Source organism: Mesorhizobium sp. WSM4307, from assembly GCF_007003945.1.
Lineage (GTDB): Bacteria > Pseudomonadota > Alphaproteobacteria > Rhizobiales > Rhizobiaceae > Mesorhizobium.
This window is the reverse complement of the sequence record NZ_VFTB01000013.1, coordinates 188,351-199,262: the sequence shown is the minus strand read 5'-3', so window position 1 is coordinate 199,262 and position 10,912 is coordinate 188,351. Positions and strand designations below refer to the sequence as shown.

7 protein-coding genes are annotated in these 10,912 nt (G+C 58.9%); 4 read left to right on the top strand and 3 right to left on the bottom strand.

Features of this window, described 5'->3' with window-relative positions; all coding sequences use genetic code 11:
• The 3 genes from FJV83_RS29355 to FJV83_RS29345 all read right to left on the bottom strand — a co-directional run.
• On the bottom strand, positions 1–1,565 hold a 1,565-nt coding region (locus tag FJV83_RS29355), incomplete at its 3' end, for a DUF4347 domain-containing protein (protein WP_142887464.1).
• 95 nt (positions 1,566–1,660) lie between these two features.
• Positions 1,661–2,041: a hypothetical protein gene (locus tag FJV83_RS29350; RefSeq protein WP_095776100.1), complete on the bottom strand. Its 381-nt coding sequence runs from the start codon at positions 2,039–2,041 to the stop codon at positions 1,661–1,663.
• Positions 2,038–2,694, bottom strand: a complete 657-nt coding sequence (locus FJV83_RS29345; protein ID WP_142885360.1) for a hypothetical protein — start codon at positions 2,692–2,694, stop codon at positions 2,038–2,040. Before FJV83_RS29345 ends, FJV83_RS29350 begins: the two co-directional genes overlap by 4 nt.
• A gap of 890 nt (positions 2,695–3,584) precedes the next feature.
• Between FJV83_RS29345 and FJV83_RS29340 the strand changes: the two genes are divergently transcribed.
• From FJV83_RS29340 to FJV83_RS29325, 4 genes are all read left to right on the top strand, one after another.
• Complete coding sequence (locus FJV83_RS29340) at positions 3,585–7,334, top strand: glycosyltransferase (protein ID WP_142878156.1); 3,750 nt, start codon at positions 3,585–3,587, stop codon at positions 7,332–7,334.
• Between the two features lie 26 nt (positions 7,335–7,360).
• Positions 7,361–8,137, top strand: a complete 777-nt coding sequence (locus FJV83_RS29335; protein ID WP_142878157.1) for a DUF707 domain-containing protein — start codon at positions 7,361–7,363, stop codon at positions 8,135–8,137.
• Positions 8,138–8,156: 19 nt separating this feature from the next.
• A complete protein-coding gene (locus FJV83_RS29330; RefSeq protein WP_185973344.1) occupies positions 8,157–9,254 on the top strand; it encodes a glycosyltransferase in 1,098 nt (365 codons plus the stop codon).
• Positions 9,255–9,398: 144 nt separating this feature from the next.
• Complete coding sequence (locus FJV83_RS29325; protein ID WP_185973343.1) at positions 9,399–10,910, top strand: discoidin domain-containing protein; 1,512 nt, start codon at positions 9,399–9,401, stop codon at positions 10,908–10,910.
• Positions 10,911–10,912: the final 2 nt, after the last annotated feature.

Here is a 10,912-nt window from a genome sequence, read left to right as displayed (position 1 = left end):
GCGCCGGTGTCGCCAGTTGCCCCGGTCGCACCAGTCGAGCCAGTTGCACCAGTCGAGCCAGTCGCACCGGTCGAGCCCGTGGCACCAGTCGAACCTGTTGCGCCGGTCGAGCCCGTGGCACCGGTCGAGCCGGTTGCGCCGGTTGCGCCGGTTGCGCCGGTCGAGCCTGTCGCTCCGGTCGAGCCCGTGGCACCAGTCGAACCTGTTGCGCCGGTCGAGCCCGTGGCACCGGTCGAGCCGGTCGCACCGGTCGAACCCGTGGCACCAGTCGAGCCAGTCGCACCGGTCGAGCCCGTGGCACCAGTCGAGCCTGTCGCACCGGCATCGCCCGTGGCCCCGGTTGAGCCAGTCGCTCCGGTATCACCGGTCGCTCCGGTAGAGCCTGTTGCGCCAGTGGAGCCCGTTGCACCACTCGCTCCGGTCGCGCCGGTCGAACCTGTGGCGCCAGACGAACCCGTGGCACCCGTATCGCCAGTCGCCCCCGTGGCTCCTGTTGCACCGCTCGCTCCGGTTGCACCGGTAGAGCCTGTCGCACCAGTCGAGCCGGTGCCACCTGAAGCACCCGTTGCGCCAGTCGCACCTGTTGAGCCCGTGGCGCCGGTCGAACCCGTCGCTCCAGTTGCCCCCGTGGCACCTGTCGCACCGGTAGCACCCGTGGCTCCGGTCGGGCCTGCAGGGCCTGTTGCACCCACAGCACCACTACTCGCGATGGTCAATTGGCCATTTTTAAAGTGATCGCCGTCGTTGCCTGCGGCGCCGATATTGTTGATGGTCTCGGTAAAGAAAGTATAAGTTTGAGGATTAGTGGCGGGGACGGTAGGGGAAAGCGTGCCGTATAGGCGAAATCCCGAATCGTAGATAAGATACGTGTGAGTAATATCAGGGACTGTTATAGTTATCGCAAAATTTGGAGCGGCGACATTAGCTGAGGACGGAAGAACAAAGCTACCAACAACCGAGTCGTCTGTAGTAGCCGGTGTATTCTGTGTGTCAATAAGGTAATATGTATTAATGCTTTTACTGCTGCCCGCATCTACAGTGCCGGTAAGCGTCAGGTCGCCCGCTTCAAGTACCCCCGCGTAATTCGCCACGCCGACTGGAGTGATTGGCGGCAGAGGGGAGGATTCGGAAAGTTCCCAGGCGCCGCCCAGGGCGGCTGCGCCAACCAGCGACCGGGATGCACGGACGTCCGCGCCGACCGCCCGTTCCAAAGCCCCTATGAAGGTCTCGCCTGCATTCCCTGATGCCGTCTCGCAGCTCCACAGCCGCAGCTCGCCGTCCGCTGCAAGCGCCCTGCCGATTGCAGCAAGATCCCCAGCATCTTCCTTCATTGTGGCGGCCGACCACTCTCCTGCAGCAAAGCTAACCCGGCCAGGCGCGCCATGAGCGATGACGTGGACCGAGTCGAGCCCTTCGTGCCCTGACAACGCGGCGGCGATTTGCTGTGCCGCCGGTCGGCGGCCGTCCAGCACTATTGCTTGGACTTCGGCCCTCAGATTGGCGAGAACCGTGTTGAGATCGGAGACTGAAGGATCGACAAAGAGAATTTCAGAGGCACGGGCCATGACTGGCTCCTGTTGGCTTTGAACTCAATCCTAGGGAAAAACCGCCCGACGCTAGGCCGGCGTGCGGTCGCGACAACGACAAGGAGATTGGACGGTCATCTTCCGGATAGACCGACGGCGCCGTCGGGTCGTTGGACAGAAGGGCTCTCTACGCGGAGAAAGCTGCAGGCCTGGAAATTCCCGCCATCGTCAAACGTACCAATCGCAAATGAGCCGGCTGCGGCCGGAACCTTGACGGTGACAGCGACAGCGAGGCTTCGCTTGACGGCCTTGGGCAGGATGACCTGACCGACGATGGCGCTCTTAGCCGTGTCCAGGATGAAATAGGGCACATTTTCGGTCGTGTCGCCGATGGGCAAGGCGCCTCTAACGGTAACTTCCATGACTGCAAACCCTGTTATATAGCTCATGATACTCTCCGTGGTCAGCGGACGAATGCGCCGCTGCGTTTTTCTGTCGTCACTCTCAATTTTCAATCGCCGCCGATCGGCTGCGCCAGCAAGGTCGGCGCGATCGAGCGGGCGGATAGTCTCTGTCGGGTTGGCGGCGTCGTGGCATCGAACGGCGCCGCATCGTGGGGCGGATCAGCGAAGCGTGGACGACCCCGCCGTGAGCCGCCCGCAACTGCCATGAAGGGATTGCCGCCGATGTCCAAAGCATCGGTTGCAGCGTCTGGCCGATCGTTTCCAGCGCTTGTCTGCAAATGAATCTGCGCCGTCCGAAACGGGGTGCTGTACCACGGCACCGCCGGTCGGCAGGCGATGTCATCCCACCCACTACGCAATCCCTCCAGGCTACGCCGAAGGCTCGGCGTCGGCTCGTCAGGAAACTCCGGGATTGGAAAGCCGTCGTCCTTCAAATGAATGACGTTGAACGACAAGTGATCTGCGACAATCGAGGTCGCCACCGCCGGGTCCGCGCCGAGTTCGCGTACGCGGCCGATGGCGAAGCCGGTCTGGTTTAGGGCGGGTTCAGGCTGAATGCCGGTTGCGTCAAGCGCGGCGGGGTCTGCCTCGCGCGCATATTGGTGCTCACCGAACTCCGGGCGATCGGCCGGCTGATGGTTTTGCGGCCAGCCGAACCGAGGCTGTGCACCCCTCCCGTGCGCACGTGGCAAGACTCGACCCAACACCCACTCCCATCAACGATGGCGCCGATGCCTCGGCGACAATTCTTAAGGGAATGGGAAGTCGTCCGCCTCCAAACCAAGGGGGGACATGGTCGCGACATATAACTGGCGTGCCCGGTGGACGCGCCTTCCAATCCGCGAAACGTCCTTGATAACCCAGACCCTTCTAACTCAACTCCCAAGAAAGAATTTCGCAGATATTCCGGCATTCGGCCGTCCAAACTGCGAGGGCCCCTCAACACCGCGGTTTAGTAGATTCGAAAATTAGCAAATTGTAAACTATAAATTAAGCAACTACTAAATTAGCTCGAACGAGGTAGTGCCGCTTTGGCAATTGCAGGGGAGATGGCTTGGAGAATCGGTATGACAATCAGATGTTTAATAGGACTACTTGCAATCCTGCCTGCTTTAGACAGCAATTGAAGGTCTCCATCTTCCATGCAAATTATCGACGATGGCGCAGCCAGACGGGTTGGCAATGTCTCAGCGGACGCTGGTGCCTCGGCCTTGACGGCAGCCTGCAAATGGCGGCGAAATACAGAACTTACCGGTCAGACCGGACGGAGCGGTGAATGCCGGCGTTGCAGTTCAAGCAGCCTCCTTTCACGGTCGCCGTTGCCGCCCGCTGGCCCGACGGCTGGCTGCTAACCACTGTGGACAAGGTTAAGCGCGGTTTCCTGAGAACGACCTATAGGATCCATGAGAAGGAGTGATCGGATCTTTGAAATAGAAGCTGTTGCGCAGCCGGACTGGCAAGTGGACAGCTACAGCGGGCGAAGGCATGAGCGGTCCAGGCTCGGCGAATCCGCATCGAAACGGATCCGGCAAGCGCGGCGACACGCGAACCGTTCCTGTCGCCGACAGTCGCATTGAAGGCCGATGGATCACGAATGACAAACGGCAAGCGGCTCTGCCTCAATATGATCGTCAAGAACGAGATGGCGAACCTTCAACGCTGTCTCGGTGCGGTTGTCGACCACATTGACTGCTGGGTCATCGGCGATACCGGCTCGACCGACGGGACCCAGGATTTCATCAAATCGTTCTTCGCTGCTCGCAACCTGCCCGGCGAGCTGCACGAATTCCCATTCCACAATTTCGAGCAGGCGCGCAACGCAGCGCTCGATCACGCCTATGCCTCGCCACTCGCCTACGATTATCTGCTGTTTGACGACGCCGACATGGAGCTGATGGTCGAGGACGCGGGCTTCCGATCGCGGCTCGACAGTGCGGGCTATCGGCTGCTGCAGCGGTCGGAGTCCGGCTTGGCCTATTGGAACACGCGCCTGGTCAGGCGCGACGCCGGCGCGCGCTATTACGGTGTGACCCACGAATATCTCGATGTGCCTGGGGGCGTGCAGGAGCTGCGCGGTGCCTGGTACAAGGACCACGCCAGCGGATCGAACCGCGTCGACAAATTCGAACGTGATGCGAAGCTTCTGCTGGAAGCCCTCGAAAAGGATCCGGAAAATCAGCGCTACTGGTTCTACCTGGCGCAATCCTATCGCGATGCCGGCCGGACCGCGGAGGCCGCGGTGGCCTACGCCAAACGCGCCGCCATGGGCGGCTGGGACGAGGAGGCGTGGAACGCCCGCCTTCAGGGGGCTCGCTGCCTGCGCAAACTGGGCGACGAGCCCGGCTTCATTGAGCAGGCGCTTGCCGCCTTCAATCAACGGCCGCAACGAGCCGAGCCGCTCTATGACCTGGCCCGGTTCTACCGCGACAAAGGGATGAACCACGCCAGCGCCCTGTTTTCGGAAGCGGGGCTGGCGATTAAGCGGCCGGAACAGGACATCCTGTTTATCGAGGACTACATCTACACGACAGGCATGGTGGAAGAGTTTGCGATAGCGGCAAACTACGCGCGCGACCCCGTGCGCAAGGACCGTGGTTTCGCGGCATGCAACTGGCTGGCGCTGAACCGGACAATCGACGATGGCCCGAGGGAGTTGGCGTGGTCCAACCTGTTCTTCTATGTGAAGTCCGCCAAGACAATGATGCCGTCCTTTAGCGCGCGTCCGGTCGGCTTTACGGCGCCCGATGGCTATCGGTCGTCAAACCAGTCGGTGGCTCGATTGGGCGACCGGATCGTGCTTTTGCAGCGAACGGTGAATTACACGCTGGCCGAAGACAACCTGCAATACGACACGCCGGGTGGAGTGCCGGTTCACACGCGCAATTTCCTTCTCCGATTAAGTGATGAGCTCGCCATTCAGTCCGCAAGCGAGGTTTTGCCGCCGGCCGATATGCCGGAACCCACTAACGACCGTGTTCTCGGATTTGAGGACATGCGCCTGTTCGCTTGGCGCGATGCGCTATGGGGCGTCTCGTGCGTGCGCGAATTGACGGAGGAGGGCTGGTGCGAGCAGATCGTCGCGCGCATTGATGAGGACGCTTCCTGCCGGCTCACCGACTGGCGCGTACTCCGCCCGGCGGGGCCGCGGCTGCACCAGAAGAACTGGATGCCGCAAGTCAAGCCAGGCACGGTGGGGGGAGGGGCAGAGGCGTTGCAATTCATCTACCTTTGCGATCCCACCCGGACCGTGGACGAGCGGGGCTCGACTCTCAGCGAGACTCCTCCCGCAATTGCAGCGAAGAGTTTCAGGGGTGGAACACAGCTGATCGCATTTGCCGGCGGGTGGCTTGCATTGATTCATGAAGTCCAGTGGCGGGCCGCCGAGAAGCGGCGTTACTACCTGCATCGGTTCGTCTGGTTCGATGAAGCCAACACCTTGCGAAAAGTAAGCCGGCCGTTCTTCTTCGACAAAAAGGGCGTCGAATTTGCTGCCGGGCTGGCGTGGCACCCTGACGAAAGGCGTTTGGTGATTTCCTACAGCGTCACCGACAGCGAATCCTGGATCGCGACCGTCGACGAGGCGGAGGTTAGGTCGATGTTGGACGACGTGGATAGCCTGCCATCAGGTGCGGCCGGCACGGCGTCCAGGGTGACGCTGGTCTCGGGGCATGGCGCTGCGCCAACCAAAGCAGGGATCAAGCCTGACTGTGCTGACAACGGAGCCATGGGCGACGCAAGCCAGGCGCCGTCGGAAGGCAAGGACCTCGGCCCTGGCGGAATGAAGTCGGCAGACGACATCTTCCATGAGCTCGCGCCGTTCCTGCGCGACGTCGATTCTCCGCCGGAACGGCGGGAACGATCGCACCAGTTCGACGCGCGGATTTCCCGCTTCCTTGGCAGCGACGGTACCGCGCTTCCGCAGATCAACTGCTTCTACCAGGTAATGTCCGACAAGGCCGAGCATCGTACTTTGATCGCTGCCACGACGTCGATGCGGGCAGCGGGCCATCCGGTGCGGGTGTGGAGCTTCGCACCGGAGAAGCTCGAATTCCTCGTCCCGCACGGGGTCGAACTCCGCAATGCCGACGACGTCATGCCGCGAGCCTTGTTCGATCGGATCGTCGCCGGCTCCGAGATCAGGTATTTCAGCGATATCTTTCGCTACGCCCTGCTTTACGAGCATGGTGGGCTATGGATGGATTCCGATATCATCCTTCTGCGAGCCTTCCCGTTCCGCGGCGATCATTTCTTCAATCTGCAATGGCGCGGATCGCACAAGGGTCATTTTGTTTGCGGTAACGTCATCTATGCCAGACCCTACTGCAGTCATCTCAGGGCCCTGTATGAGTTGTCGATCTCGCGCTTCCATGACGCCAGCGGCAAGGAGTTCGGCGACATCGGCCCCAAGCTTCTATCCGACTACATTGCCTCCAGCGCGGGAGCCGAACTGCGAGAATGGGTGTTCAGCCCAATGTTCTTCAACACCATCGATTGGACCGAGATCGACCGGTTCGAGAAGCCGATAGCGGACTTGGCCGACTATCTGAACGATGAGCGGGTGTTCGGCGTCCATCTGTGGACGGCGCGCAATGAGGCCCGGCTGGGCGGCGAAGGGGCGCCGTTGATCTCGTCGCTGATGGATCCCCTCGCCGGATTTTCCTCGCTAACGAAGCTTGCCGACCAATTTCCGACCGACAAGAATCGACACACAGGCAACCGGCACTGCTATGCTCGCGTCTATGATCGGTTGCTGTCGAGCCGCCGGCTTGCGGTGCAGCGTATTATGGAGATCGTACAGCACCGCGGCGCGGCGATCGACGATCGGGCCACACCAGCATCGGTGGGCCTTTGGCAAAAGTACTTTCCGTTTAGCCAAGTGATCGGCGTCGACCTCAACGATCTTTCCCATCTGAACAATGATAGGTTCAGGTCGTTTGTCGGCGATCAGTCTAGGGCGGAGGACCTGCGCAAAATCGCCGCGAAACTCGAGCCTGAGTCACTTGACGTGGTGATCGACGACGGCAGCCACGCGTCCTTTGGGGAACAGCTTACGCTTCGCGAATTCTTTTCCTTGCTTAAACCGAGTGGCTGGTACTTCATCGAAGACCTCGACTGGCAGCCGCCCGGTGAAGACGCGAGCAAGATCACGCTGACCAAGACCCTGCTGCGTGAGATCAAGGAGCAGGGCAGCGCGCGTTCGGTCGATCCGCTGGGGGTGAGCGCGCTTGCCGGTCAGTTCGCCGAAATCCTGTTCTTCGACAGCCACTACGAGTTGAATCGCGCCAAGCTGATGGGTGGTCTCGTAGCCATACGCAAGTGCGCGGGAACTGGGGATACTCGGTAACAATCTGAGCGAGAACCGTCGGTTCAATGTTTGAGAATTCGAACGATATTCAGCTGTTATCGGTCCCGAGGGACCCGAGGCGATATCTCGTCCTGATACGCGCCGGATCGAAGCGTCGCCCTTCGTTTTTTTCCGAGATCCCGCAAGGGGAGCGCCAGTACGACCTCGCGATAAATTACTACGCTACGCCACACCGGGACGATATTCTTCGAAATAGGGCCGAAATTGTTTTTGCGGGCGGCCGATCAAAAATGCACGGCGCTAAACGGTTCTTCGAGGCTACAGACCTTCATAACGTCTATGAGGGGGCCTTATTTCTTGATGACGATATAGAACTTCTTTTCAATCCGGATGCTTTTTTTGCAATTTGCGAAGAATATTCGCTTGATCTTGCTCAACCCGCCTTGACCCCGGATTGCATCGACGCGATGGGGCTGACACGCGAGCATCCCGGCCTCAAGCTGCGGACCACCAATTGGGTCGAGGTCATGGCCCCGTTCTTCAGGCGCGCCTTCCTGCAGGAGATGCTCCATTCCTTTGACCTATCGATCTCAGGATGGGGACTGGATCTATATTGGGGTCATCACCTCGCGGACCGCTGGACAGCGGGCATCGTCGATGAATTTCTGATGCGGCATACCCAAGTAAGCAATCACGAGACGGGTGCATTTTACTCGTATCTTCGCTCGATCGGTGTTGATCCTTATGAAGAGATGAAGTCAATTCTTACCATGATCGATACCAATCCATACATCGCCAGGCCGATACGTTTTGTCTACCGAACATACTCCTTTCGCTCATAGATCCTATGGAAGGTTTCTGGTGAAAGTCGCCGTCTACACCATAGCGTTGAATGAGGCCGCAAACGTGGAGCGCTGGGCCAACTCGGCCGTCGACGCCGATTATCGCATTGTCGCTGACACCGGCAGTACCGATGACACGGTGGCGCGGCTGACCGCTGCCGGCGTTACCGTGCACCGGATAGCGGTCCGCCCGTGGCGTTTCGACGATGCCCGCAACGCAGCCATGGCGCTAATCCCGCCCGACGTCGATGTCTGCTGTACAATGGACATGGATCGATTTCTCGAGCCCGGCTGGCGGCCGAAGCTCGAGGCGGCCTGGACGCCCGAGACGACAGCCCTCTATTGCCAGACGGTCTACAGATCGAGTGTCGATGACCCTACGCCGCTGCGAAGCTGGCCGGCGAAGAATTTTCACCATCGCTGGGGATATCGTTTCAAGCGGCCAGTGCATGAGGCCTTGTTTTTCACCGGCGATCGAGAGGTCACCACGAACAGCAACGACATTGTCATGTTCGAAGTGCAGGACCTCACCAAGCCAACAAGGAGCAGCTACCTGCCACTGATGGAGGTTGCGCACAAGGAAGATCCCGACGACGCGCAGATCTGCTTCTGGCTCGGGCGGGACTTGATGTGGGCCAACCAACAAGAGCGGGCCGTTCAACTGCTTGAGCGCTACCTTGAATTGCCGACAAGCAAGTGGGCGGAAGAACGATCCGAGGCGATGCGCTATATCGCGCGCATGCGGCCAGAGCAGAAATTGTCCTGGCTGGACAAGGCGAGGATGGAAGCACCGCACCGGCGCGAGATCTGGCTTGACCTGGCCGAAGAGTTTCATGGCAAGGCCGACTGGTTGAATCTCTTCTGGGCCAGCACCAATGGGATCGAAAAGACCTACCGCACAGGTAGTTACCTTGACGACGCGAACTGCTGGGGGTTTCGGCTGTACGACCTTGGCGCCATCGCGGCATGGCGCCTCAATGTCATGGACCGCGCCGTGGAATGGGGACAAAGGGCGCTGAACTTGGACCCGGAGAACAACAGGTTGAAAAATAACCTGCAACACTTCTGTCAGTTGAAGAATATTGCGCAAGGTGGTGCAACTGTTAAACAGTTTTGATGTGGGGTTCGAAAATCCGTCAGTAAGTATGGCGGGACCGGGACTACGGAGGCGTGTGGCGCGATGATGCAGTTGACGAAAGATAATCACTTTACGCGCAGGCGCGTAGTCGTTATGAGGCATCGAGGCAATTTAGCAAATAAAATGATCCAGTATATGGGTGCTCTAACAATATCTAAGCGGGTTGCGAATTGTAGCATTGTTAACGTTTCGATTCCGGAGTGGGATCTGGAAATTCCCGACGATACGCAGAATGAACACTTTTTTGATAATATAGATCTATGGACCTGGGACGCTTTCCGGCCTCACATTAATGAGATTTGCGTTCTTGCGAACCGGAGCGAGTCGGTCCGCATAATGATGGCCGACCATCTGCAGAGGATGGAGTTCCTTGAGCCGCCTCACGTCTATCAACCGCTTTTCCCTTACAGTCCCCCCTCGCGGAAAATCGGCGAAAGTGACTTGCTGATTAATGTTCGTACCGCTGAAATTCTTCAGGGTGTACCCCACTATCCACTGCTTCCAATAGAGTTTTATGAGGATGTGATCGCTTCGACAGGGCTAAATCCGGTGTTTGCCGGACAGCTCGCCGATTCAGAGTACGTACGACAGCTTAAATCTCGCTTCCCGAAAGCTATATTTTACGACAGCCAAGGGCCTAGGGCGGACTTCGATTTGATTCGTTCCGCAAAGAACATTGTCGTTGCGGTCAGTACGTTCTCCTGGTTAGCGGCGTGGCTTTCCCGAGCGCAGACGATCTTTCTTCCACTCAGTGGTTTCTACAATCCAGCGCACCATCGCGAGATCGATCTGCTGCCGGTTGACGACATTCGCTATAGATACTTTCTATTTCCGTTGAACTATGGATTGCCTGAGGAACAGAGCCTGGAATATCACCAACGGATATCAGGCAGATGGAAAGAAATATCGCGCAATCAGGTCGCGCTGCTGAAGACCGCCGCTCCTTTCCTGCGTGTGCCGAGGGAGAACTACGACAACGGCTTGCCGACGAGGGCGGCGCAGGGGTCTGCCATCACCTTCGACTCCGTCTGGTACGCGCACCGATACATCGACGCCGCAATGGAGATAAGCGAAGGGTGGTTCGAGGATCCGCTGCACCACTATCTCGAAGTTGGTAGACTGCGGGGCTACCAGCCGGTCCGCGAGCTTGAGGCGCAACCGCGCATAGACCTGTCGCTGCCGAATCTCGCGCTTAACAAGCGAGCCACTCAAAGTTCCGTGAGTCAATGGTCCAATGGCCGCACCGTGGAGGAAGACGCGGGGAATGCCGCAAACGGAAATCCAGCGAAAGTGCTGGGATTTCACACTAACAATACCGAAAATCCGTGGTGGATGGTTGACCTTGAACAGCTAGCTCAAGTGTTAGCTATTAGGATATTCAATCGTGACAATATTCCAGAGTGGATGCAGCGACGAGCCTCGCCACTGATTGTGGAGGGATCAACAGATGGAGAGCGATGGACGTTGCTCTTCCGCACCGAGCCCGGGCAGGTCTTTGGCGGGTGCAGCAGCGGCCGCCCATTGCTGTGGAGCGCCGAGGAACCGGTCCTGATCCGCTTCGTGCGGATTTCGATTCCACGAAGGGAGTATCTGCACTTATCGGAAGTCGAAGTCTATGGCCACTTCCAGTGCTAAAC

Coding starts and splice junctions, on each gene's coding strand:
- FJV83_RS29340 (WP_142878156.1), top strand. CDS start 3,585: ATGACAAACGGCAAGCGGCTCTGCCTCAATATGATCGTCAAGAACGAG.
- FJV83_RS29335 (WP_142878157.1), top strand. CDS start 7,361: ATGTTTGAGAATTCGAACGATATTCAGCTGTTATCGGTCCCGAGGGAC.
- FJV83_RS29325 (WP_185973343.1), top strand. CDS start 9,399: ATGATCCAGTATATGGGTGCTCTAACAATATCTAAGCGGGTTGCGAAT.